Origin of the sequence: Agromyces aerolatus, from assembly GCF_031432255.1 — a bacterium.
Classification (GTDB): domain Bacteria; phylum Actinomycetota; class Actinomycetes; order Actinomycetales; family Microbacteriaceae; genus Agromyces.
On the sequence record NZ_JAVKGQ010000013.1, the window covers coordinates 25,333 to 48,946 of the forward strand.

Consider the following 23,614-nt stretch of genomic DNA (forward strand, 5'->3'; position numbering starts at 1 on the left):
CGCGAAGTAGCGCGATCACCGAGAGGAGATGCGATGACGCATCGTAAGGGACTGAAGGCTGCCGCCCTGGCAGTGGGCGTACTGACCGCCGGCGCGCTCGCCGGCTGCGCAGGCGGAGGGGGTGAGAGCTCCGATGTCCTCCGCGTGACCCTCGCGAACCACGTGTGGACCGACATCATCAAGGACAAGATCCCCGAGTTCGAAGAGGAGACCGGGCTGACCGTCGAGCTCACCCAGCTCGGCGAGGACCAGCTCTCCGACCAGTACAACGTCAAGCTCAACGCGGGCACCGACGAGATCGACGTCATGATGTACCGCCCGCTGCAGGAGGGCAAGCTCTTCGCGCAGAACGGCTACCTGGCCGACCTCACCGACCGCGCCGAGGGTGCGGAGGACTGGGACTGGAGCGACTTCCAGGCCGGCCCCGTCGAGGCCACCTCCTACGAGGACACGGTCGTCGGCGTGCCGCTGATCACCGAGTCCGAGGTGCTCTACTACCGCACCGACCTGCTCGAGGCGGCCGGGCTCGAGGTGCCGACCACGCTCGACGAGCTCGAGAACGCGGCCAAGGTCATCTCCGAGGCGAACCCCGGCACGGCCGGCTTCATCGCCCGCACCGGCAAGTCCGCGGCCGTGACCCAGTTCTCGAGCTACCTCTTCAGCTTCGGCGGCGACTTCAGCGACGGCGACTCCGCCACGGTCAACTCGCCCGAGGCGGTCGAGGCCTACGAGTACTACGGCGGCCTCATCAACAAGTACGGCCCCGAGAACGTCAGCACCGACATGAACTGGGCCGAGGCATCCGCCATCTTCGCCCAGGGCCAGGCCGCGTTCTACACCGACGCGAGCAGCCTGTACCAGAACATGGCGCTGCCCGAGAACTCGACGGTCTCCGACAAGCTCGGCTACGCGCCGTTCCCTGAGGGGCCCGCAGGATCGAAGCCCTACTCGATCCCCGCGTGGGCGCTCGGCATCAACGCCGACTCGCCGAACCAGGACAACGCGTGGCAGTTCATCGAGTGGGCCACGAGCTTCGACACGGTGCTCGCGACCCAGGAGGAGGGCGTGCCCGGGGCCCGCGCCTCGGTCTGGGCCGACCCGGCCGGCACGGCCAGCTTCCCGCCCGCGCTCGCCGAGGCGATCAACGCCAACGCCGAGAACGGCGTCGGCTACGACCGGCCGCAGGTCGTCAACGTCGCCGAGGCGCGTGAGATCGTCGGCGACCCGATCGTCGTGGGCATCACCGGCGGCGACGTGGCCGGTGCGGCCGAGAGCGCCGAGGAGAAGTTCCAGGCCTTCCTCGACGACGAGAACCAGTAACGACATCGCATCCGAGCCGGTGGGCCGCGCACCCCGCGACCCACCGGCTCGCCTCGACCAAAGGAGGTGACCCGTGAGCACGACGGCCCAACACGACGTCGGCGCGTGGGAGAAGTACTCGCGCTGGGTGAACAAGCGCCGGAAATGGGTGTTCGCGGCACCCGCGATGATCTTCATCGCGCTGCTGCTGATCTTCCCGCTCGCCTGGACGCTGGTCCTCAGCCTCACGAACTCGAGGGGCTCCGTTCGGGCGCCGTTCGACTTCATCGGCCTCGAGAACTACCTGAACATCCTCACCGACACCGAACGGTTCTGGCCGGCGGTCGGGCGCACCGTGTATTTCACGGGCGGCGCGCTCATCTTCGAGGTCGTCCTCGGCATCGCGATCGCCCTGCTGCTCTGGAAGCCGTTCAAGGGCGAGAAGTGGGTCCGGGTCGCCATCCTCCTCCCGCTGGTCGCGACGCCCGTGGCGATCGGCATGATGTGGCGGCTCATCTTCGAACCGAGCATCGGCTTCGCCAACGAGTTCCTGTCCTGGTTCGGCATCCCGGCGCAGCCCTGGCTGAGCAGCCCGGACACCGCGCTCAGCACGCTGATCTTCGTCGACGTGTGGCAGTGGACGCCCATGGTCACGCTCATCATCCTGGCCGGCCTCACGGCGCTGCCCGAGGAGCCCGACGAAGCCGCCCGCGTCGACGGCGCGAACTGGTGGCAGCGGCTCTGGTTCGTGACGCTCCCGCTGCTCGCGCCGACGATCGCGGCCGCGGTCATCCTGCGCGGGATCGACGCGCTGAAGACGTTCGACATCCTGTACGCGACCAAGGGCAAGGGCGGCGGCTCGTTCCATGAGGTCGAGACGCTGAACATCTACGCGTACGGGCTCAGCTTCGACTACAACCGGTACGGGCAGTCCTCGGCCGTGCTGATCGTCTTCTTCCTGATGATCATCGGCCTGATCTGGATCATGTCCCTGCGCAAGAAGGCGGTGAACAAATGAGCACCCGGAACCTGACCCTGCCGCCCGCCGGCGGCCAGGCCGAGACCGACAGCACGCGCAGCGTGACCGTGCCCCGGGAAGGACGGCGCAAGCGGTTCCCGTGGCCGACGTTCGGCCGTGGTGTCGGGCTCGTGGCCGTGATCGTCACGTTCGTCGCACCGATCCTCTGGATGGTGCTCGCGAGCTTCAAGACGAACGTCGACATCTACGATCCGTCGAAGATGTTCAGCTTCGTGCCGACGTTCGACAACTACGGCACCGTCTTCGGGCAGGCGAACTATGGCGCGTTCATCTGGAACTCGTTCTTCGTCGCGTTCGTCGCGACCGCGCTCTCGCTCGTGCTCGCCGTGCCGGCCGCGTACAGCATGAGCCGGTTCGTCATGGGCAAGTCGGCCATGGCCGTGCTGCTCGCGCGCATCATCCCCGGTGTGAGCCTGCTCGTGCCGTGGTACATCGTGTTCTCGCAGATGCGGCTCGTCGGCAGTTTCGCCGTGCTCATCCTGTCGATGATGTTCGTGTCGCTGCCGCTGATCCTCTACATCATGATGTCGTACTTCCAGTCGATGCCCGAGGAGCTCGAGGAGGCCGCGCAGGTCGACGGTCTGACCCCGATCGGCGCGTTCCTGCGGATCACGCTGCCGCTGTCGATGCCCGGCGTCGCGACGGCCGGGATCCTGTCGTTCATCTTCGCCTGGAACAACTTCATGTTCGCGCTCGTGCTCTCGGGCGCGAGCACGAAGACCCTCCCGGTCGCGATCTTCGACTTCGTGGGCTACGCGAGCATCGACTGGGGCGGGCTCATGGCCGCCGCGGTGATCGTCACGCTGCCGATCATGGTGATCGCGCTGTTCACGCAGAAGTACATCGTTTCGGGCCTGACGGCCGGCGCGACCAAGGGCTGACCCCCCGATCGGGTCGACCGTGCGGCGGGGCCGCGGAGTTCGCTCCGCGGCCCCGCCGTCGTTCATGCGACCGTGTGCACGCGCGCCGAGCTCACTCGGTCACGCGGCGATACGTGCTCACGACGACGCCGCCGTCGAGGGTCCGGCTGTCGACGAGCGCCAGCCGGCGGAGCGGGAACCCCTCGGAGAACAGCCGCTTGCCGGTGCCGAGCACGATCGGGTAGACCATGAGCCGGTACTCGTCGATCAGGTCGTGCTCGGCGAGCGACCTGATCAGCACGGTGCTGCCCCAGATGCGGATCTCGCCGCCCGGCTCGTCGCGGAGCCGCGCCACCGCGGCGGGGACGTCGTCGCCGAGCAGATGCGAGTTCTTCCACCCGACCTCGGTCAGCGTGCGCGAGGCGACGTACTTGGGCACCCGGTTGTAGAGCCTCGTGAGCTCGCCATCCGGCCCTTCGGCGTCCTCGTCCCACACGCCCCAGGAGCGCGAGAAGATGTCGTACGTCTTGCGGCCGAGCAGGAGTGCCTCGGTCCGCGACTCCCACTCGCCCACGAGCTCGCCCACCTCGGCCATGTCGTACGTGAACTGCCAGCCCCCGTGCTCGAAGCCGTCCTCACGGTCTTCGTCCGACCCGCCGGGCGCCTGCGCGATGCCGTCGAGGGTCAGGAAGGTCTGTACCACGATCGAGCTCATCGGAACGTCCTCTCGTCGAGACTCGCCGTGCGCTCGCCGTCGAGCGCATCGGCCCGACCATACCCATCCCGCCGCGTGCCCGACACCCCCTGGGGCGCGCTGCGCCATCTCAGTGTTCGGATTCCTGCTGACCTGCGCCCGATTCGAGATCGGCGCCGGCCCAGATGCCGGCTTCGCCGGAAGCTTCCCATTCGTCGAGTGCGGCCGAGTAGGCATCGCCGAACTCAGCTTCGCGGCCGAGACGCACAGTGCGGCACCACTTGATTGGCATGCAACCAGGATAGTGGTATTCAGCGACCCCGTACCCGTCGGTCTCGACCGACGTCCGGGTCAGGCTGCGACGGTGACGAGTTCCTCGAGCGGCAGCCGCTCGCGCCGGACGTGTTCGCGCTCGCGCAGCGCGTCGGGCAGGTTTGCGGCGTCGCCCAGTACGCCGATCGCCGTGACCGACACGACCTCGAGCCGGTCGTCGAGGCCGAAGGCGTCGCGGATGCGGGTCGCGTCGAAGCCGCCCATCTGATGGGTGTGCAGTCCCTCGTGCTGCGCCTGCACGGTGAGGTGCGCGACGGCCTGGCCGAGGTCGTACCTGGCCCACGGGCGGACCTTGCCCTCGGCGTCGACGGTCTCGGCGAGGTTCACGACGAGCACGGCCGCCGAGTCGGCCCAGGCCTGGTTGAACCCGAGCAGCGCATCGTGGATCGTGGCGAAGCCGTCGGTGCCACGGCGCGCGACGATAAAACGCCACGGCTGCACATTGTTCGCCGAAGGCGCCCAGCGGGCGGCCTCGAAGACGGTACGGAGAGTCTCGGTGGGCACGTCGGCCGTGGGGTCGTAGGCGCGGGGGCTCCACCGCGCGACGAGCGCGTCGATAAGCGGAGCCGTGGTGTCGGCGTTGCGGTTCTGCGTGGCGAGGGTCATCGGACGTCAGCTTTCGTGGTGCGGTGGATCAGTGCCGGGGCGCCGTCGTCCCGGTCGATTACAACGCATGAAAGCCCGGCGTATTCCGTTCCGCTTCCCGCTGGTCGATTGAGCTACGCGCCAGCGAGCGTATTGAGACCCCGCCCCTCAGCCCGTCGCGAGCTCTTCCCTGATCCCCGCGACGAACGCGTCGATGTCGGCCTCGCTCGTGTCGAACGAGCACATCCAGCGCACCTCTCCGCGCGAGGCATCCCAGTCGTAGAACCGGAAGCCGCGCTCGCGCAGCCGGTCGGCGACGCCCGCCGGGAGCGTCGCGAACACGCCGTTCGACTGCGTCTCCTGCGTGAACCCGAGCCCGGGCAGCTCGCCCGCCGAGATACCGGCGTCGAGCGCGTCGCGCAGGCGACGCGCCATGGCGTTCGCGTGCGCCGCGCTCCGCAGCCACAGGTCGCCCTCGAGCAGTGCGATGAGCTGCGCCGAGACGAAGCGCATCTTCGAGGCGAGCTGCATGTTCAGCTTGCGCAAGTAGGTCAGGCCATCGGATGCCTCGGGGTTCAGCACCACGATCGCCTCGGCGCCGAGCGCACCGTTCTTGGTGCCGCCGAAGCTCAGGACGTCGACCCCGGCGTCGCGCGTGAACGCGCGGAGCGGCAGGCCGAGCGACGCGGCGGCGTTCGCGAGCCGCGCGCCGTCGAGGTGCACGCGCATGCCGAGCCCGTGCGCATGCTCGGCGATGGCACGGATCTCGTCGGCCGTGTAGGCCGTGCCGAGCTCGGTGGTCTGCGTGATCGACACCACGAGCGGTTGCGCGCGGTGCTCGTCGCCCCAGCCCCATGCCTCGCGGTCGATGAGCTCGGGCGTGAGCTTGCCGTCGGGGGTCGGCACGTTGAGGATCTTGATCCCCGCGACGCGTTCGGGTGCGCCGCCCTCGTCGGTGTTGATGTGGGCCGTGCCCGCGGCGACGACCGCGCCCCAGCGCGGCAACATCGACTGCAGCCCCGTGACGTTCGCGCCCGTGCCGTTGAACACGGGGAGCGCCTCGACGCCCTCGCCGAACTGCGCCGCGAACACCTCCTGCAGGCGCGCGGTGTACACGTCCTCGCCGTAGGCGACCTGGTGGCCGTCGTTCGCGGCCGCGACGGCGGCGAGCACCTCGGGGTGCACGCCGGAGTAGTTGTCGGAGGCGAAGCCCCGGAAGCCGGGGTCATGGAGCTGCGAGGTCACCGCACCATCCTGCCACCCACGGCACCCGTGCCGGGTGCTCCCTCCGGGGACGGAGCACCCGGGCGCCTACTTCCCGTCCCAGGCGAACGCAGGGTCCGCAGTGCAGGTCATCCGCACGAACGCCCACGGGTCGGCGAACCAGTCGATGCCCACCCTGATGTCGAGGCCGCCGGCCGCCTGCCCGCTGGGATGCGATCGGTAGCGGGTGTGGCCGGACTTCGTGAACGTCGTGAGAGATGAACTCGTATCCACGACGAAGCCTCTGCCGACATTCTTGCCCGGTGTGCCTGCCCGCGAGTCGAGCCACATCCCTGCGGGGCAGTCGCCGTGCACGAGCTTGTCGATGGGGAGCGCTGAGAAGATGTCGTCGAAGAGGACCCGGTGGTAACTCCCACGGTCATCGAACCAGTGGTCGGCGATCTCCAAGGTCCAGCTGACCGAGGTCGAGGTCTGCACTCTGCCCGGAAGCGATGGGTGCGCGGTCGCCGTGACCGTGATCGTGTACTTCCCCGGTTCGGCGTGCTCGGGTGAGCCGGTGATGAGGCCGTCAGCGCTGATCGAATACCCGGTCGGCAGTCCACTTGCCGTGAAGGTGAGTGATGAGGTGTCTGCGGGCGCATTCGCCGTCACCTGATAGGAGAATGCTCGGTTCTGGAAGGGCAGCGGCGGTGCGCTGGTGATCACGGGCGCGTTGTCGGCCACGGGAAGGGGCACCCACTGCTCGACGAGCTGCATCGTGTTCCAGTCGAATGCGGCGAGCTTGACGATGCTGTCTGGATTCGCCTCGGTCGGCAGGCCGGTGACCAGACCGGTCGGGTCCATGCTCAGTCCCGGCGGCAGGTGCTCGGCCAGGATCGACTTGGCGTTGCCGGCAAAAGTGAACTGGTGGGTGAAGGGGACGTTCACCTTGGCGGCCGGCGCTTCATTGAAGAGTGTGCCTGACGGAGCCGAATTCCCTTCGGCGTGCTGCAGAGTCTGGGCGGGCACTGTGCCGGCTTGCGCTGACTCGGTCGCGTGGGCCGCCGTTGACATCGCGATGCTTGCGGCGACTGCGCAACCGATGGACGCCAGCAGCCGTCGAGTTCGCTTCGAGCCCATGTGCGTCGTTTCCTTGTTGCTTGTTCCATGATGCATGATGCACACCAGCATATCACGACTAATATATGAGCTTTGCCGCGTGCGGCACGAAGCGAGAACATTCGCCGGCCCCGCCCTGGATGGGCGGGGCCGGCGAACGACCTGGCGTCCGCGGCTCAGCCGCGCAGCGCCTGCAGGAACGGCACGCGCGCCCCCGTGCGCAGCAGCGAGTTGCGGTAGACGCGCTCGCCGATGAGCACCGCGAGCGCGGCCGTCGCGGCGAGGATGAGGAGCGACAGGATCGGCTCCCACCACTCGGCCTGCCCGAGGAAGACCCGCACCGGCATGCCCACAGGCGCCGAGAACGGCACGTAGCTCATGATCGTGAGCACGGTCGGGTTGTCGTTGAAGAAGATGATCAGGAAGTACGGGATCATGATCAGCATCGTCACGGGCGTGGTCACGCCGCCGACGTCCTCCGAGCGCGAGACGGTCGCGGCCGTCGCGGCGAACAGCGCCGCGAGCATGATGAACCCGACGATGAAGAACGCCACGAACCACAGCACCGACGGGCCGAGCCCGCCCAGCAGGATCCGTTGCCCCGTGACGGCGAGCCCGAGGATCGCGAGCGCCGCGATCGCGATGATCTGCCCGAACGCCAGGATGCTGTTGCCGAGCACCTTGCCCGTGAGCAGCTGACGCGCCGACACCGTCGACAGCAGGATCTCGACGATCCGGGTCTGCTTCTCCTCGACGACCGACGCCGCGATGGTGCTGCCGAACGTGAGGGCCGCGAAGAAGAACACGATGCCGAACCCGAACGCCACGAAGTACGCGAGCAGCGGGTCGGCCGTGGCCGGCTCGAGGATCGCGGTCGGCGGCTGGATCGCGAGCGCGCTCGCGACCGAGCCGGGCGCCTGGTCGAGTCCGATGACGGTCACGTCGAGGCCGGCGGATGCCGCGTCGGCGCTGCCGGGCGAGGCCGCCGTGAGCCCGGCATCCGCCACCGCGTCGGTCGGCGCGACGATCGCGTCGACCTCCTCGTCGCGCAGCAGCTGCTCGGCTGCCGCGAGGTCGTCGGCCGGGACGGACTCGAGGCCGGAAGGCTCCGTCACGACGCTCGACGCATCGCCCACGACCGCGACCTTGGTCGGGCCCGACGCCGTGCCGCTCAGCACCGAGCTGAGGATCACGGTCGCGAGCACCGCGAGCATGAGCAGCCCCGTGGTGATGAGGAACGCCTTGCTGCGGAGCTTCGTCGAGACCTCGCGGCCCGCGACGAGCCCTGCGCCGTGACTGAAGCCCGGCGTGCGCCAGTCGCTTGTGGCGCGCGCGGCGCGCTGATCGACCTTGCTCATTGCACGACCTCCCGGAAGATCTGGGCGAGCGTCGTCTGCTCGCGCGTGAAGCTCACGACATCGCCACGGCGCACCGCCTCGGCGAGCACCGCCTGCCGCGAGGCATCCGTCTCGGCCTCGAAGAGGGCCCAGCCGCCGTCGAAGCTCGCGACCGTGACGCCGGGGATGTCGCGCACCCAGCCGGCGTCGCCGGCCGTGAGCAGCTCCCAGCGGTCGGAGCCGTGCTGTTCGCGCAGCTCATCGCGCGACCCTGCGGCGCGGATGCGGCCGCCCGCGATGATGACGAGGTCGTCGCACAGGCGCTCGACCACGTCGAGCTGGTGCGACGAGAACAGCACGGGCGCGCCCTTGGCGGCCTCGTCGGCGAGCACCGACTGCACGGTGTCGACGGCCATCGGGTCGAGACCCGAGAACGGCTCGTCGAGCACGAGCACCTCGGGCTGGTGCACGAGCGCGGCGGCGATCTGCGCGCGCTGCTGGTTGCCGAGCGAGAGCGACTCGACCGTGTCGTTCAGGCGCTCGCCGAGGCCGAGCCGCTCGAGCAGGTCGGTCGCGTTGCGGCGCGCCGCGGCCGGGGTCCAGCCGTGCAGGCGCGCGAGGTAGACCGTCTGCTCGAGCACCTTCATCTTCGGGTAGAGGCCGCGCTCCTCGGGCATGTAGCCGAAGCGGCGGCGGTCGGCCGCAGTGATCGGGGCGCCGTCGAGCCGCACGCTGCCGCCATCCGAGGCGAGCACGCCGAGGGCGATGCGCATGGTCGTGGTCTTGCCTGCGCCGTTGCCGCCGACGAAGCCCGTCAGCCGGCCGTCGCCGACGGTGAAGGTCACGTCGTCGAGCGCGAGGCGGTCGCCGTAGCGCTTGGTGAGATGGTCGAGTTCCAGCATGGTGCTCACGCTACGGATGCCTCGGGGCGGGCGGAATCCGTCACGCGACGGAATTCGCGGGCTCCGCCGTGCGGTGGAGGGCTGCGCTTCCGGATGTCGGAGGGGGTGGGTAACGTCGCACGCGTGACTGAGGAAGGCTCGACCCAGGCGGCGGCGAGCGGCGCGGCGGCCGGCGACGCGGCGGCCGGCGGCGTGGTGCCGCCGCCGAACGGCATGCGCACGTTCCTGCAGATCCTGGGCAACACCCTCATCGCGAACGTCACGACGAGTTTCCTGTGGTTCGCGCTCACGTTCTGGGTGTATCTCGAGACGCGTTCGGTGCTCGCCACGGGCATCATCGGCGGCGCGTACATGCTGTTGATCGCGGTCTTCGCGATGATCTTCGGCACCATCGTCGACCGGCACCGCAAGCTCCAGGTCATGATCTTCTCGACCGTGGTCACGCTCGCGTCGTTCGTGATCGCGGGCGTGCTCTACCTCGTGCAGCCCGAGGCTGCGCTCCTCGATCTCGGCGGACCGTGGTTCTGGCTGTTCTCGGGCATCATCCTGTTCGGCGCCGTGATCGAGCACATGCGCAACATCGCGCTGTCGACGACGGTCACGCTGCTCGTACCGGTCGAGCGGCACGCGAACGCGAACGGCCTGGTCGGCACCGTGCAGGGTGTGGCGTTCATGGTGACGAGCGTGTTCAGCGGGCTCGCGATCGGCCTGCTCGGCATGGGGTGGACCCTCGTGATCGCGATCGCCCTGACGCTCGTCGCGCTCGTGCACCTGCTGTTCCTACGCGTGCCCGAGCCGAAGCCCGAACCCGAGGGCGGGCACGCGCCGGCCATCGACCTGCGTGGCAGCATCGCCGCGATCCGGTCGGCCCCGGGGCTGTTCGCGCTGATCCTGTTCTCGACGTTCAACAACCTCATCGGCGGCGTCTACATGGCGCTCATGGACCCGTACGGCCTCACGCTCTTCCCAGTCGAGATCTGGGGCGTCGTGCTGGGTGTGACCTCGACCGGGTTCATCATCGGCGGGCTCGCGATCGCGAAGTTCGGGCTCGGCAAGAACCCGATCCGCACCATGCTGCTCGCCGTGATCGGCATGGGCCTGCTGGGCGCACTCTTCACGATCCGCGAGTGGTGGGTGCTCTACGGGCTCGGCATCTGGGTGTACATGGCCATCGTGCCGATCATCGAGGCGGCCGAGCAGACCGTGATCCAGAAGGTCGTGACCTTCACGCGCCAGGGCCGGGTGTTCGGGTTCGCGGCCGCGGTCGAGTCGGCGGCCGCGCCGGTCACGGCGTTCCTGATCGCGCCGATCGCCGAGTTCTGGATCATCCCCTACATGGAGTCCGACGGCGGGTCGCAGACCTGGGGCTGGCTGCTCGGCGAGGGCGACGCGCGCGGCATCGCGCTGGTCTTCCTCTTCGCCGGCCTCACCATGGTCGTGCTCGCGCTCCTCGCCTTCGCGAGCCGCGCCTACCGCCTCCTCTCCGCCGAATATCAGCAGGCGCCTCCGGCGGAGGCCGCAACGTTGGTCGAGTAGCGAAGCGTATCGAGACCCGGTGACCCGGGCTCGAGAGCGCCTCGCCTGGGTCTCGATACGCTCGCTGGCGCGTAGCTCGCTCGACCAGCGGCTCGGGCCGGGTCAGCGCAGGCGATAGGTGAGGCCGACGTGGCCGCTCTCCATGGGCACGGCGCGTTCGAGCTCGAGGCGCCGCTCGCTGAGCGCTGCCGGCGTGAATGAGCGCCCTGCGCCGATCAGTGTGGGCACGACGCGGAGGCGCAGCGTGTCGACGAGGTTCGCCTCGAAGAGGGCGTCGGCGAGCGTGAGGCTGCCCCACACGATCACGTGATCGAACCGCGCTGTGAGCGCGGTGATCGACTCGATCGCGTCGCCGCGGAGGATCTCGACCGCGCCGGTGTCACCCCACGGGGCATCCGCCAGCGTGTTGGACACGACGAACTTCGGGAGCCGGTTGATCGGCTCGGCAACGATCTCGACGTCCGGGTCGGCCGTCGGCCAGTAGCCCGCGAACATGCGGTAGGTGTTCGCGCCGAGCAGGATCGCGTCGACGTCCTGGATGAACGCGAGCTGATCGGCGTCGTTCGGGTTGCCCGCCTCGGCGGCCTCCGCGAAACGCATCCCGCCGTCGGGTTCGGCGGCGTAGCCGTCGACGCTCACGATCTGTTCGACGGTGAGACGGCCCATCAGCGTGGCTCGGTTTCGCCGTCGGACATGCCTTCGAGGTGGGCGTCCAGCTCTTCGAACGCCTCGGTCCAGCCGTCGTGGACGTTGTCGTCGCCGGGCGCGCCGGCGATGCCGACCAGGTGGAAGGTCTGCAGGGTCTGCCGTCCGGCGTCGCCGTGTTCGGCGAGGTCGACCGTGATGACGGGCATGCGCTCGTCGGCGTCGTCGGGCGAGCCCCAGGTGAAGACCAGGCGCGACGGCTCGGTGACCTCCAGGTACGTGCCGGCGGTGGGATACGCGGTGCCGTCCGCGGTGACCATGGTGTACCGGTACCGCCCGCCGGGGCGCACGTCGAGCTCGACCTGTTCGCGCGGGGTCGTCAGCCCGTGCGGATGCATCCAGAACGGGGCTTCGTCGGGGTCGGTCCACGCTCGCCACACGGTCTCGCGCGGGGCGTCGAACACGCGCGTGATCGTGAACTGCGGGGCCTCGGCGCCGAGCTTCGCTGCGGTGACCGCTGTCTGGTCGGTCTGTTCAGTCATCGTTCGCTCCGTTCATCTCGCGGAGTCGCCGATCGAGCAGGTCGAAGCGCTCGCCCCACTCCTCGCGGTGTCGGTCGACCCAGGCGGATGCCTCGTCGAGCGGCGCCGTGCGCAGCGTGCATCGCCGCCACTGCGCGTCGGCGGTGCGTTCGATGAGGCCCGCGCGCTCGAGCACCTTGAGGTGCTGCGAGATCGCCGGCCGGCTCATCGCGAACGGCTCAGCCAGCTCGCTCACGGTGGTCGGCCCCTCGCGCAGCCGCGAGATGATCGCGCGCCGCGTCGGGTCGGCCAGCGCCTGGAACACCGCACTGAGCTCATCCGCCGCCACGTAAGCAACTCCTTAATTAATGATTCGCTTACGCTACCGCACATGGCGACCATCGGCAAGCGCCCGCGTGACGCGTTTCGCATGCCGTGACCGCGTGCTCGACACTCCACGACCTCGCGAACGGTCGCGGATGGCGGGTGCCCCGGTACCGCACGACCTCGAGAACGGTCGCGGGTGGCGGGTGCCCCGGCGCCGCACGACTTTGCGAACGGTCGCGGGTGGCGGGTATCCGCGCGCTGCACCCGCCATCTGCGCCCGTTCGAGTTGGGTGTCCGGCGCGGCGCGGCGCGGCGCGGCGCGGGGAGCGGGCCGGGGTCAGGCGTGGGGGCGGACGATGCCGTGCTCGTAGGCGTAGACGACGGCGTGCACGCGGTCGCGGAGGCCGAGCTTCATGAGCACCTTGGAGACGTGCGTCTTCACGGTCGCCTCGCCGACGTACAGGCGCTCGGCGATCTGCACGTTCGAGATGCCCTCGGCGAGCAGCTCGAGCACCTCGCGTTCGCGCTCGGTGAGGGTCTCGAGCTCTGCAGGCGCCGCCGCCGCCTCGCTCGGTCGTTCCACACCGTCCTGGATGTGCGATCTTGGCTGTGAATCCGCCGGTTCGGCCGCCAGGATCGCGCGTTCGGCACGGCTTCCGGGCGAGGCATCCGTCGCCCGAGCCCTGGTACGCGAGACCGCCTGGATGACGTGGCGCGTCACATCGGGGGAGAGCAGCGCGTCGCCGCGCGCGACGACCTGCACCGCGTCGATGAGCTGCTCGGGGCTCGAGTTCTTGAGCAGGAAGCCGCTCGCGCCGGCCTCGAGCGCCTGGAACAGGTAGTCCTCGCGGTTGAACGTCGTGAGCACGAGCACCGCGGGCCGGTCGCCGCCCCGGGCGACGATGCGCCGGGTGGCCTCGAGGCCGTCCATGCCGGGCATCTGCACGTCCATGCATACGACGTCGGGGTCGAGCTCCGCCACGGCGGCGATCGCCGCGTGGCCGTCGGCCGCCTCGCCGACGACCTCGAGCCCCGGCTCGGAGTCGAGGATCGTGCGGAACCCGCCGCGCACGAGCGCCTGGTCGTCGACGACGAGGATCCGGACCGTCACGCGATCTCCTTTCGGCGAGCGGGCAGGCTCGCCCGCACGAGATAGCCTCCGTGGCGCCGCGCGCCCAGCTCGAGCGTGCCGCCGACCGCGGCCACGCGCTCGCGCATGCCGACCTGACCGAGCCCGCCCGCGCCTCCCGCGGGTCCCGCATCGGTGCGCCCGCGGCCCGTGTCGCCCACCTCGACCTCGAGCGCATCGTCGGTCCAGCGCAGACGCACCTCGGCGGACGCGCCGGGGCCCGCATGCTTGCGCACGTTCGTCAGCGCCTCCTGGACCAGCCGGTACGCCGTCAGCGCGACGACCGTGCTCGCCGACCGGGCCTCGCCGATCACCGCGATGGTCGTCGGCACGCCGTTCGCGGTCGACTCGGCCGCGAGCGCATCGAGGTCGTCGAGCCCGTGCGGCGCCGCCGCGACCGGGCCGGTCGGCGGATGCGCGTCGTCCCCGCCGTTCGCGCCGTGCCGGAGCGTTCCGAGCAGGCCGTGCAGCTCGGACACCGCCTCGCGCGCGCTCTCCTCGATCGCGGAGAGCGATGCGATCGCCCGCTCCGGATCTCGTTCGAGCACACGTCGGGCCGCCCCGGCCTGCACGCCGATCACCGACACGTGATGCGCGACCACGTCATGCAGCTCACGCGCGATGCGGAGCCGTTCGAGCGCCACGGCCCGATCGCGTGAGCGTTCGCGCTCGACCGCGAGCTCCTCGGTGCGCTGCTCGAGCGCCGCGCGACTGCGTGCCGAGCGGTACGCGGTGTCGCCGAAGTACCACGCGCCGCCGAAGAACAGCACGTTGGTGAGCACGTTGATGAGCGCATAGCCCACATAGGGGGAGATCGGCCCGTTCGTCGCCTCGTCGGAGAACGGCATCTCGGGCGCGTTCGACGAGATGATGAGCCCCCAGAACAGCCACGCGAACATGACGAGCACGACGAGCCCGCGCACGAGGCCCGCGATCCGGCGGCTGCGCCCCCACGCACCCACCGTGTACACCGCGATGAACAGGCAGATGTTGTAGACGAGCAGCTCGGCGATGCCGGTCGTGCCGCCGATGACGAGCGCCACGCTGCACACGATGACGACGATCTCGGGCGCGACGCGGCGGAACGCGAGGGGGAGCGACATGGTCGCCGCCCAGATCGCCTGGTGCCAGAACGGCGCGTCGTCGCCGACGCCGGTCGTGCGGTACAGCAGGCAGCTGATCAGCATGCCGCCGAAGAGCACGAGTGCGAGCCAGAGGTCGCCCCGCCGTTGAGCGGACGTCGGCCGCGGGCGGACCCACTCCACGCCGTCGATCACCGGCGGCGCGGCCGATGCGGACGGCCGGGCCGGCGCGGCCGATGCTGGCTGCCGTGCCGGGGCGGGCGACGCCGAGGGCGCGCCGTCCTGGCGCATCGGGCCGGGCGAGACGGGGGAGGTCACCTGGTTCACGCTAGCCGCGCGTGCCGCCCGAGACATCCGTCACGCGACGGAGGCGGAGCGACCCGGGTCAGCGCGCGTTCTTCGGAGTGTGCGCGTGCGTCCGCTCATACGGGCGCAGCAGATACCGGGTGCCGAGCCAGCCGAGCAGCGCCGTGATGACCCATACGACGACCGCGGCGAGGATCCAGCCGCCGATCCCGTCGAAGCTCACGCCGCCCGGGAACAGCGACGCGATCCACAGCGCGAGGAAGGTCGAGATGAGGCCGGCGACGCCGGCGACCGCGGGGGCCGACCGGTCGAACACCTTGCGCACGAGCCAGTCGAGCGCGGCCTGCACGACCGCGAAGACGACGATCGCGACCAGCAGGCCGGCCCACTCCAGGTGGAACGCACGAACCAGCAGTGCGGCCAGCGCGAGCGCGAGCGCGGCGCTTCCGAGGAAGATTCCGAGACGGATGAGCACACGCACCATGATCCGGAGCGTACTCCCCGTCGAGGCATCCGTTGCCGAGGCCTGCCGACCGGAGCATGATGATCGCGTGAGCGGACGAGGGTGGTTCGGGTGAGCACCACCGGCGGCACCACCGGCGGCACCGCCGGCGACGTGCGGCACACCGCGCGGCGCGTGCAGGGCGTGTACTTCACGTTGCTCATCGGGAACACGCTCGCGGCCTCGTTCATCTGGGGCGTGAACACGCTCTTCCTGCTCGACGCCGGGCTGTCGAACCTCGAGGCGTTCGCCGCGAACGCGTTCTTCTCGGTCGGCATGCTCATCTTCGAGGTGCCGACGGGCGTGGTCGCCGACACGCTCGGCCGCCGGGTGTCCTACATGCTCGGCACGATCACGCTGTCGGTCACGACCGTGCTCTATTACCTGCTCTGGCTCACCTCGGCGCCGTTCTGGGCGTGGGCGGTCGTCTCGGTGCTGCTCGGACTCGGCTTCACGTTCTTCTCGGGCGCCGTCGAGGCGTGGCTCGTCGACGCGCTCACCGCGACCGGGTATCAGGGCGATCTCGAGCGCGTCTTCGGCCGCGGCCTCGCGCTGTCGGGCGCGGCGATGTTCGTCGGGTCGCTGCTCGGCGGCGTCGTCGCGCAGGCGACGAACCTGGGCGTGCCGTTCCTGATCCGGGCCGGCATCCTCGTGGTCATGTTCGTGGTCGCGGCGCTCGTGATGCGCGACCTCGGGTTCACGCCCGCGGGGCGCGCGCACCCGATCGAGGCGACCAAGCAGGTCATGCGCGCCTCACTGAAGTACGGGCTCGGCCGCCCGTCGGTGCGGTACGTCATGTTCGCGTCGTTCTTCACGTCGGGCGTCGGCTTCTACGTGTTCTACGCCCTGCAGCCCTACCTCGTGGAGCTGTGGGGCGATGAGGGCGCGTACACGATCGCCGGTCTGGCCGCGGCCATCCTGTCGGGATCGCAGGTCATCGGCGGCTGGCTCGCGCCGTGGGTGCGCCGTCGGTTCCGGCGGCGGACGACGACGATCCTGCTGAGCCTCGTCGTCGGCAGCGTCGTGCTGGTGGCGCTCGGCGTGTTCCAGAACTTCTGGGTCGCGCTCGTGCTGCTCGTCGTGTGGGGGCTCGTCGACGCCGCGGCCGGACCGGTGCAGCAGGCGTACCTGAACGGCATGATCCCGTCTCAGCAGCGCGCGACGGTGCTGTCGTTCGACTCGCTGCTCGGCAGCGCGGGCGGCGCGGTCGTGCAGCCCGTGCTCGGGCGCTCGGCCGACGTATGGGGGTACGCGGGCTCGCTCGCGTTGAGCGGGGCGATCCAGGTGCTCGCGGTGCCGTTCATGTGGCTGAGCCGGCGGCAGGGCGCGTCGGCCGATGTCGAGTGACACGCCGAGGCCCCCCTTGCGGGGGACACAATGGTCCGTTTAGGGTGGCTCGCGATGCCCGAGACCTCGCGAGCCGGCCGGCGGACACGTTCGTCGCGGTTCGGCGAGCGTCGTCGCGCGCTGCGCCGGCGTCCTGTGGTGCTGGCGCTCAGCATCGGCGTCGCCGCACTGTGTGCGGCGGGCGTGGGGTTCGGCGCCTACGCGGCGATCGGCGACGGAGCCGGGCCCGCGGCGCTCGGCTCGCAGATCGGCATCAAGACGCCCGGGCAGGCCGGGGACGAGGTCGTCGCCGAGGGCCGCGCCGATGCGGGTGACGTCGACGGCGTCCCGGTCACCGAGCCGCCGGCGTCCGGCGCGCCGCCCGAGACGGCACCGCCGGCGACCGCGCCGCCGACCGCTGCACCGCAGCCGTCGCCGGGCCCCGAGCCCAGCACGCCACCCGTTCGAGACCCGTCCGACCCGTTGTCACCCGGCTACAACCCGCACCTGACGCCCGGGGACCCGGCGTACGTCCCCGAGGAGGAGCGCGCCGCGTGGCTCGGCCGCCAGGAGCTGATCCGCCAATGCATGAACGCGGCGGGCTTCGAGTACCTCGAGTGGGAGTGGTGGGAGGGCGGCAGCCCGATGCCCGCCGGACTCGACGCGGAGGCCGAGGCGGCGTGGATGACCGCGCTCCGCGGACCCGAGCCCGCTGAGGCGGCGGCCGGCGAGCCGGCCGGTGGCTGCGAGGCGGCCGCGCAGCAGGCCGCCGACGAGGGCAACGACGCCGGCGACCCGGTCACCGCCCCCGTGCCCGGTCGCGATCCGGCAGCGCCGACCGAGCGTGAGCGGTGGCTCGCGTTCCAGGACGCGGTGCGGGCGTGCATGGCCGAGCAGGGCTTCGTCTACGAGTACTGGGAGTACTGGAACCCCGAGGACCAGACGTCGGGCGGCTCTCCCGCGATGCCGGCCGGGCTGAGTGCGGACGAGCGCGCCGCGTGGAACACCGCCGCGTTCGGTTCGCCCGACGCCTCGGGGGCCGAGCACCCGCTCGACGGCGGCGGCTGCTGGACCACGGGCGCCGAGGCCGTCGACTACCGCGAGTTCCAGTAGCGCGCTCGCCGGACCGGGGGCTACCCCTCCCCCAACGGCACACCATCGAGGATGACGCGCGGCCGCCGCTCGGCCCACAGCAGCGACGGATCCTCCAGCGGGTTCCCGCTGAACACCAGCACGTCGCCGCGGGCGCCGGGCGCGATGCGTCCGAGGCCGTCCTCACGCAGCAGCGCCGCGTTCACGGACGTCACGCTGCGCAGCAGCTCGAGCACGCCGGTGACCTCGCTCTGGAGCCGGAGCCCGTGCAGCTGCTCGCGCTCGAGGTCGCCCATGAGGTCGGTCCCGAATCCGACGGGCACGCCCGCGGCCCGCGCGCGTTCGATGGCGACCCGGCCGTGCTCGAGCACCTCCCCGTTCTTCGCGAGGCCGACGTCGGTCATGCCGAGTGCGGCGCCGTGGCGCGACATCGCGTCGTAGGTCGCGAGCGTGGGCACGAGGTAGGCGTCCGCGGCGGCCATGGCTGCGGCGGTCTCGTCGTCGAGCAGGTTGCCGTGCTCGATCGAGCGGATGCCGCCGCGCAGCGCGTGGACGATCGCGTCGGGCGAGTAGGCGTGCGCCGCGACGTAGCGGTCGCGGCGGGTCGCCTCGTCCGAGACCGCGAGGAGCTCCTCGAGCGAGTACTGCGGGAGCTTGAGCGGATCGGCCGGTGAGATCACGCCGCCCGACGCCATGACCTTGATCGCGTGGGCGCCGCCCCGCAGCCGGGCGCGGACCGCGATCCGGAGCGGGTCGACCCCGTCGACGATCTCCAGGCCGGGGCCGTCGTGGAAGCACAGCGTGTCGTCGACCGCGGTCGGGTCGCCGTGGCCGCCGGTCTGGCTGAGCGCCGCCCCGGTGTAGAAGTAGCGCGGCGACTCGAGCTTGCCCTCCTCGATGGCGCGGTGCAGGCCCGCGTCGCCGCCCGCGACGTCCCGGACGGTCGTGAAGCCCCGGCGGAGCGCCGCACCCAGGCGCAGTCGCGCCGTGAGCGCGGTGTAGCTGAGGTGACGGGTCTCGTTGTGTAGCAGGTTGAGGGACACGGCGTACGCGTGCAGGTGGGCATCGATGAAGCCGGGCGTGACCACGCCGCCGCGCGCGTCGATGACCTGGTCCGGCTCGTCCGCCTCCGCACCGTCCTCGGCGATGAGTCCGTCGCGGATCAGGAGGTCCCGCGGCTCGAGCTCATCGGAGACGCCGTCGAAGACGAGCGCGTTGCGGATGAGCACCGAGCCCCCGCGTCCGGCGAACTCGGTCATGAGGCCAGCTCCGGGAACGCCGCGGCGCGTGCCGCGACGACGGCGGGCGTCGCGTCGCGCACGATGTCGAGCGCGACGGGCACGGATGCCTCGTCGAGGCTGCCTTCCGGACCGAGGAAGTTGATCGACGCGATCGTCTCGCCCCCGTGCACGACGGGTGCGTTGACGATGGCGCCGCAGCCGAGCGCCTCGATCGTCTCCCAGTCGAAGAAGAACTCGCGCACCGCGGTGCGGTCGGCGCCGAGGAACGGACGTTGTCCCGAGATGACCTGCTCCGACCAGATCGGCGAGGTCTGCGACGGGTCGGTGCGCTTGCGCCCGCCCACGGCGTACACCTCGGGGTGCGACGAGTACACGCGCGAGATCTCACCGCCGTCCGGGGTCAGGACGGTGACGGTGAAGAGCACCGTTCCGAGCAGGTCGCGCGCCTGATCGGCGGCTTGGGCGAGGGTCGTCGGCGTCATGGGGATGGAGCTCCTGTTCATGGTCGTTGCGGTGGTGGGTCGGTGGTGGCCGGGGGCGTGACCGGGGTCGGGGTCGTCGCGGTGGTCGTGGTCGCGTGCTGGTCGAGCACGGCCAGGAGGAGATGCGTCGAGAGCTGCTGGTCGGGTTCGTCCAGCCGGACGCCGAGCTCGACCGCCCGGCGCAGGCGGAGCTGGAGCGTGTTGCGGTGGACGCCGAGTGATTCCGCCGCCGCGGTCACCGACCCCGCGTGCCCGAGGTAGGCGACCACCGCGGCCCGCACCTCGGCAGCGTGCGGGTCGGCGAGGAGCCGGGGGAAGGTGCTCTCGGCCAGCTCGCGCGCGTCCTCGACGGGCAGCAGCCGCTGGAGGAGCGGCGTGCCGAGCCGCCGGAAGTCGACGACGCGCCCGTCGGGCTCGGCGAGACGCGCGGCGAACCAGGCGCGGGCGAGCAGCCGGGTGGGCGTCGTCACCGGCTCCCGGTCGAGGGCGACGCCGACGGCGACCCCGAGCGGCCCGAAGGCCGACCGGGTGAGCTCGCGCAGCTCGGGAAGGACGGTCGAATCCTCCGGTGTGAGCGGGATGAACGCGAACCATCCGGTCCGGGTCCGCGCCAGCGGCATCTGTCGGAACTGGCGCCGCCAGCGCTCGCCGAGGACCGGCGCGATCCGATCGGCCTGCGGCCCGGCGTCGCCGCGGGCGACGCGCAGGACGACCGCGAGCAACGGCGTGCCGGGGGGCCAGGGCGGCTCGATCGAGGTCCGGCCGTCCGCCCCGGCCTGCGAGACGGGGGCCTCGGCGACCTCGCCGTCGACGATGCCCTGAGCTCGGGTCGCGGTCAGCGCGGCGAACGAGAGCAGCGGTGCGGCACGCGCGGCGCCGTCGAGCTCGTGTGCGAGGAGGAGCGCACGGACCGTGGCCCGCGCGCGCGTCAGCGCGTGATGCGCGAGCTGCTGGTGCGCGGGGTCCACGATGGCGACGAGCTGCTGGTCGCCGCCCTGCGCCTGGCTCTGCGCCTGGGTCTGCGCCGGGCTCTGCACCGGTGCGAGCGGCACACGGGTCACGCCGGTCGCATCGCCGGCCGCCCCGGACTCGGCGACCGGGATCCCGGCGACGTGGAGTTGCACGAGCGCGCCGTCGAGCTCGCGCGAGAGCTCGTCGAGCACCTCGCCGAGGGTCGCCGCGCGGTTCACCCTGGCGTGCAACGCGTCCAAGCGGGTCAGCACGCCGGCCTCGAGGGCGCCGAGCTCGCGCGCGAGGGCGAGCGCCGTGTGGTCGATGCCCTGGTCCGTCGTGAACAGGGCCACGCCGAACCGGCGCGCGAGCTCGACCACCGTCTCCGAGAACGCCTGGGCCGGCACGATCAGGGCGACCGCCCTGCGCTCCCAGGCGTAGCGCAGTGCGACGGACACGACCCAGCCTCCGAGCGTGAGCTCCTCGCGCAGCAGGACGACGGTGTCGGGGCCGACCGTGAGCACGCGGTCCACGTCGGAGATGATCACGACGTCGCGCACGGACTGGTCGTGGGCGGGCACGTGGTGCGCGGTGAGGGCTCCGCTCCCGAAGGCCGCGAGCAGCTCGGCCAGGAGCACGCCACGCCGGTCGGCGTTCATGTGCCGTCCCGCCCGCGGGTCGCACCCACGACGTGCGTCGCCATCGGCTCGACCATCGCGCGTCCCGCCGGCGAGTACCACTGCGGAGCCGCCGGGAACGAGATGAGGTCGAGCTTGTTGCCGATCCACAGGTCTTCGAGGCTGGCCACGCCGGCGCCCTCGGGCCTGACCATCGTGATGATGTCGGGCACGATCGCCTGCACGCTTCCGTCGACGAGCATCATGAGGATCTCGTTCTGGATCTCCAGCCGGACGATCCGCCCCTGCGCCTCATCGACGAGCGTGACGCTGAACGGCCGGTCCGGCAGGCCCGAGAAGGTGGGGCGGGAGAGCCCTTCGATGTCTGCGACCCGGGCCCTGATGACCTTGCGGATGCCGAGCAGCCGCGAGAGCTCCGCATACTTGGCCTGGGTGGGCTTCGACGAGTGCAGGATCTCACCGATCTCGATGAGCCGGCTCATGCTCCCCTGCACGCCGTGCCGGGCGAGGTCGTCGGCCGACACCGGGTACGAGGCGGTCGCCGCCCAGCCGCCGAACTCGGCGGCGAGGGCGCGGATGAGGCGCTCGGCACGGTCGGGGACCGACACGCCGACGATCGCGGTCTCGCCGGTCGGGCCCGTGAGCCCGACGGGCCCGGCGCTCAGCCCGGCGAGCGCGAGGGTGGTCTGGCTCACGAGCGGGAAGACCCGGCCCATGGGATCCGCGTCGATGACGGGCAGCCCGATCTGCATGGCGACGTAGACGGGCACCATCGCGTTCACGCTCGCCGCCGCGAGCGGGAAGATCCCCTGGACCGACTCGCCGAGCCGGTCTTCCAAGAGCGAGAGCGCGAGGGGGAACTCGTCGCCGACGGGGATCATCTCGGTGGGCAGCAGGCCTTTGTTGACGAACCCCAGCGACGCCGTGCGCGCCTCCGGGTCGAGCTCGTCGACCGAGCACAGCAGCGCGGCGCGTCCGCTCCGGCCGAGGAGCTCGAGCGCGAGGTCGCGATAGTGCAGGCAGCTCGAGTGCTCGACGGTGCACGCGACGAACATCGCACCCGTGCAGAGGTGCTCGATGTCGGCGGCCTCGAGCGGGCGACGGCTCATGCCGCCGCTCGATCCGTCGTGCCGGGCGCGGCCGGGTCGCTCGTGCCGGGCATGGCCGAGCCCGGCGTGGCGGCGATGCCCCGGATGCGGATGTTCACCATCTGCGCCTCGCCGTACGTGGTGGCCACGACGCGGGACTCGGGGATCCGCACGGCCAGCGGATCCGCACCCGAAGCCACCAGGTTCGCGCGCGCGATCGCCTCGCCCTCGCGCAGCGCGCCGTCGACCTCGCTCGCGCTGGTCACCCGCGCGACCCGGTTGTGCCAGTACGACATGGGGACCACGGCCGCTCCCACGGCGATGAGATCGACCTCGGTGGTCACGGCGGGAGTGAGGCCGAACGGTGCGAGCTCGTCGATCGCGCCGTGCGCGAGGACGGTGTAAGGCGGATCGGCCGACCCCGAGACCAGCAGATCCGTGAGCGGGACGACGTGCGCGAAGCTGGAGGCGAGCGGGGTGCCGTCGGCGAGCACGGTCCGGGTGACGACCGAGGGCAGCCCGTCGATGAACTCCCCGATGCGCGCGGCGCCCGGCCTCGCGACGATCACCCGCCCCGCCGTGCGTCCGGCCACGGTCGCCGCACCGATCATCTCTCCGGCGACGTTCGACCGGAGCGAGTGCACCGGCGTGATCGGGAGGCGGTTCAACGGCGTGCATCCTCCCTCGTTCGTCGCAACGTAGGCGCGCGCGTCGGGTCCCACGCTCTGTGCGACCGCATCCGCGAGCTGTGCCGCGAGACGCTCTGAGCTTCCGAGCAGGAGCGCGTTCTGCACCGCCGTGTACTCGCGGACGAGGAGGCTCTCCGAGTAGAACGAGCTCGACTGGGTGATGCTCCCGGAGCGTGAGCCCGCGCGCAGGATCTCGGCCGCGCGACGTTCGTGGTCGGGGCTCACGAGCGATCCGGCCGCCGAGACCACGACGTGCGCCCCGCGGGGTATGGCGGCGGCGAGCCGGTGCAGCGCGGGCTCCTCGAGCGGGATCAGCTCGTTGCCGAGCGCACCGTGCCCACCCTGGACGTTGGTCACGGTGACGGGCAGGTCGGCGGCTCGCCACAGATGCGGCCGGGGCTCGGCCGGGTGCCGGGGTTCGATGAGCACCGAGACGACACCGGCCCCGGGCTCGCGGGCGAGGGCACGGCTCACGTCGAACACGACCGACGCCACGGGTGCCGGGCAGGACGCCGCGAGCGTCATGAGCACCGCCTCCACCGCGCCGGGGAGATCGCCGTCCACCGCCCGCGCGGCGAACTCGAAGTCACCGCCGGGACGCCGGCCGGCACCCGAGACCGCCTCGTCCGTGACACGTACGCCGATTCGCATGCTGTCCTTCCCGTCGGCGGGGGTCGCTCGATGAAGG

24 protein-coding genes are annotated in these 23,614 nt (G+C 71.1%); 6 read left to right on the top strand and 18 right to left on the bottom strand.

Annotation, left to right across the window (positions count from 1 at the left end):
• The first annotated feature begins 33 nt into the window (after window positions 1-33).
• From RH864_RS14805 to RH864_RS14815, 3 genes are all read left to right on the top strand, one after another.
• Window positions 34-1,320, top strand: a complete 1,287-nt coding sequence (locus RH864_RS14805) for an ABC transporter substrate-binding protein (RefSeq protein WP_310518337.1) — start codon at window positions 34-36, stop codon at window positions 1,318-1,320.
• 73 nt (window positions 1,321-1,393) lie between these two features.
• Window positions 1,394-2,317 carry a carbohydrate ABC transporter permease gene (locus RH864_RS14810; protein ID WP_310518338.1) on the top strand — a complete coding sequence of 308 codons (924 nt, stop codon included), beginning with the start codon at window positions 1,394-1,396 and terminating at the stop codon, window positions 2,315-2,317.
• Window positions 2,314-3,219 carry a carbohydrate ABC transporter permease gene (locus RH864_RS14815; protein ID WP_310518339.1) on the top strand — a complete coding sequence of 302 codons (906 nt, stop codon included), beginning with the start codon at window positions 2,314-2,316 and terminating at the stop codon, window positions 3,217-3,219. Before RH864_RS14810 ends, RH864_RS14815 begins: the two co-directional genes overlap by 4 nt.
• A gap of 91 nt (window positions 3,220-3,310) precedes the next feature.
• Here the strand turns inward: RH864_RS14815 and RH864_RS14820 are convergent, their stop codons facing one another.
• The 7 genes from RH864_RS14820 to RH864_RS14850 all read right to left on the bottom strand — a co-directional run bounded on the left by RH864_RS14820 (window position 3,311) and on the right by RH864_RS14850 (window position 9,371).
• Window positions 3,311-3,913 carry a dihydrofolate reductase family protein gene (locus tag RH864_RS14820; protein WP_310518340.1) on the bottom strand — a complete coding sequence of 201 codons (603 nt, stop codon included), beginning with the start codon at window positions 3,911-3,913 and terminating at the stop codon, window positions 3,311-3,313.
• Window positions 3,914-4,022: 109 nt separating this feature from the next.
• Complete coding sequence (locus tag RH864_RS14825; RefSeq protein WP_310518341.1) at window positions 4,023-4,184, bottom strand: hypothetical protein; 162 nt, start codon at window positions 4,182-4,184, stop codon at window positions 4,023-4,025.
• A 59-nt stretch (window positions 4,185-4,243) separates the two neighbouring features.
• Window positions 4,244-4,831, bottom strand: coding sequence for a nitroreductase family protein (locus RH864_RS14830; RefSeq protein ID WP_310518342.1), 588 nt, complete (start codon window positions 4,829-4,831; stop codon window positions 4,244-4,246).
• Between the two features lie 147 nt (window positions 4,832-4,978).
• Window positions 4,979-6,055, bottom strand: coding sequence for a threonine aldolase family protein (locus RH864_RS14835; RefSeq protein WP_310518343.1), 1,077 nt, complete (start codon window positions 6,053-6,055; stop codon window positions 4,979-4,981).
• Between the two features lie 66 nt (window positions 6,056-6,121).
• Window positions 6,122-7,204, bottom strand: a complete 1,083-nt coding sequence (locus RH864_RS14840) for an Ig domain-containing protein (RefSeq protein ID WP_310518344.1) — start codon at window positions 7,202-7,204, stop codon at window positions 6,122-6,124.
• A gap of 104 nt (window positions 7,205-7,308) precedes the next feature.
• Window positions 7,309-8,490 (bottom strand): ABC transporter permease, encoded by a 1,182-nt coding sequence (locus RH864_RS14845; RefSeq protein ID WP_310518345.1) that lies wholly within the window; start codon window positions 8,488-8,490, stop codon window positions 7,309-7,311.
• Entirely contained in the window at window positions 8,487-9,371 is an 885-nt protein-coding gene (locus RH864_RS14850) for an ABC transporter ATP-binding protein (protein WP_310518346.1), read from the bottom strand. Before RH864_RS14850 ends, RH864_RS14845 begins: the two co-directional genes overlap by 4 nt.
• A gap of 213 nt (window positions 9,372-9,584) precedes the next feature.
• Here RH864_RS14850 and RH864_RS14855 point away from each other — a divergent pair, with 213 nt between their 5' ends.
• Window positions 9,585-10,907: an MFS transporter gene (locus tag RH864_RS14855; RefSeq protein ID WP_310518407.1), complete on the top strand. Its 1,323-nt coding sequence runs from the start codon at window positions 9,585-9,587 to the stop codon at window positions 10,905-10,907.
• 102 nt (window positions 10,908-11,009) lie between these two features.
• On the opposite strand, the gene RH864_RS14860 is transcribed toward RH864_RS14855, so the two are convergent.
• From RH864_RS14860 to RH864_RS14885, 6 genes are all read right to left on the bottom strand, one after another.
• Window positions 11,010-11,573: a dihydrofolate reductase family protein gene (locus tag RH864_RS14860; RefSeq protein ID WP_310518347.1), complete on the bottom strand. Its 564-nt coding sequence runs from the start codon at window positions 11,571-11,573 to the stop codon at window positions 11,010-11,012.
• The gene (locus RH864_RS14865; protein ID WP_310518348.1) at window positions 11,573-12,094 is read right to left on the bottom strand and encodes an SRPBCC family protein; all 522 of its coding nucleotides are present in this window, start codon (window positions 12,092-12,094) and stop codon (window positions 11,573-11,575) included. The genes RH864_RS14860 and RH864_RS14865 overlap by 1 nt, the downstream gene beginning before the upstream one ends.
• Entirely contained in the window at window positions 12,087-12,422 is a 336-nt protein-coding gene (locus tag RH864_RS14870) for an ArsR/SmtB family transcription factor (protein WP_310518349.1), read from the bottom strand. Before RH864_RS14870 ends, RH864_RS14865 begins: the two co-directional genes overlap by 8 nt.
• 315 nt (window positions 12,423-12,737) lie before the next feature.
• Window positions 12,738-13,511, bottom strand: a complete 774-nt coding sequence (locus RH864_RS14875) for a response regulator transcription factor (RefSeq protein WP_310518350.1) — start codon at window positions 13,509-13,511, stop codon at window positions 12,738-12,740.
• Window positions 13,508-14,929 (bottom strand): sensor histidine kinase, encoded by a 1,422-nt coding sequence (locus RH864_RS14880; RefSeq protein ID WP_310518351.1) that lies wholly within the window; start codon window positions 14,927-14,929, stop codon window positions 13,508-13,510. Before RH864_RS14880 ends, RH864_RS14875 begins: the two co-directional genes overlap by 4 nt.
• A gap of 67 nt (window positions 14,930-14,996) precedes the next feature.
• The gene (locus RH864_RS14885) at window positions 14,997-15,401 is read right to left on the bottom strand and encodes a phage holin family protein (protein ID WP_310518352.1); all 405 of its coding nucleotides are present in this window, start codon (window positions 15,399-15,401) and stop codon (window positions 14,997-14,999) included.
• A gap of 132 nt (window positions 15,402-15,533) precedes the next feature.
• On the opposite strand from RH864_RS14885, the gene RH864_RS14890 reads away from it, so the two are divergent.
• Window positions 15,534-16,766, top strand: coding sequence for an MFS transporter (locus tag RH864_RS14890; RefSeq protein WP_310518408.1), 1,233 nt, complete (start codon window positions 15,534-15,536; stop codon window positions 16,764-16,766).
• A gap of 54 nt (window positions 16,767-16,820) precedes the next feature.
• Complete coding sequence (locus RH864_RS14895; RefSeq protein WP_310518353.1) at window positions 16,821-17,858, top strand: hypothetical protein; 1,038 nt, start codon at window positions 16,821-16,823, stop codon at window positions 17,856-17,858.
• Between the two features lie 20 nt (window positions 17,859-17,878).
• Here RH864_RS14895 and RH864_RS14900 read toward each other — a convergent pair whose 3' ends face one another.
• From RH864_RS14900 to RH864_RS14920, 5 genes are read right to left on the bottom strand one after another with little or no spacing between them, the layout of a single operon-like run.
• Complete coding sequence (locus RH864_RS14900; protein WP_310518354.1) at window positions 17,879-19,096, bottom strand: metal-dependent hydrolase family protein; 1,218 nt, start codon at window positions 19,094-19,096, stop codon at window positions 17,879-17,881.
• The gene (locus tag RH864_RS14905) at window positions 19,093-19,560 is read right to left on the bottom strand and encodes a GAF domain-containing protein (RefSeq protein WP_310518355.1); all 468 of its coding nucleotides are present in this window, start codon (window positions 19,558-19,560) and stop codon (window positions 19,093-19,095) included. The genes RH864_RS14900 and RH864_RS14905 overlap by 4 nt, the downstream gene beginning before the upstream one ends.
• Window positions 19,561-19,577: 17 nt before the next feature.
• On the bottom strand, window positions 19,578-21,170 hold the full coding sequence (locus RH864_RS14910; RefSeq protein ID WP_310518356.1) for a helix-turn-helix domain-containing protein: 1,593 nt from the start codon (window positions 21,168-21,170) through the stop codon (window positions 19,578-19,580).
• On the bottom strand, window positions 21,167-22,258 hold the full coding sequence (locus RH864_RS14915; protein ID WP_310518357.1) for a DUF917 domain-containing protein: 1,092 nt from the start codon (window positions 22,256-22,258) through the stop codon (window positions 21,167-21,169). Before RH864_RS14915 ends, RH864_RS14910 begins: the two co-directional genes overlap by 4 nt.
• A complete protein-coding gene (locus tag RH864_RS14920) occupies window positions 22,255-23,577 on the bottom strand; it encodes a hydantoinase/oxoprolinase family protein (RefSeq protein ID WP_310518358.1) in 1,323 nt (440 codons plus the stop codon). The genes RH864_RS14915 and RH864_RS14920 overlap by 4 nt, the downstream gene beginning before the upstream one ends.
• Window positions 23,578-23,614 lie beyond the last annotated feature (37 nt).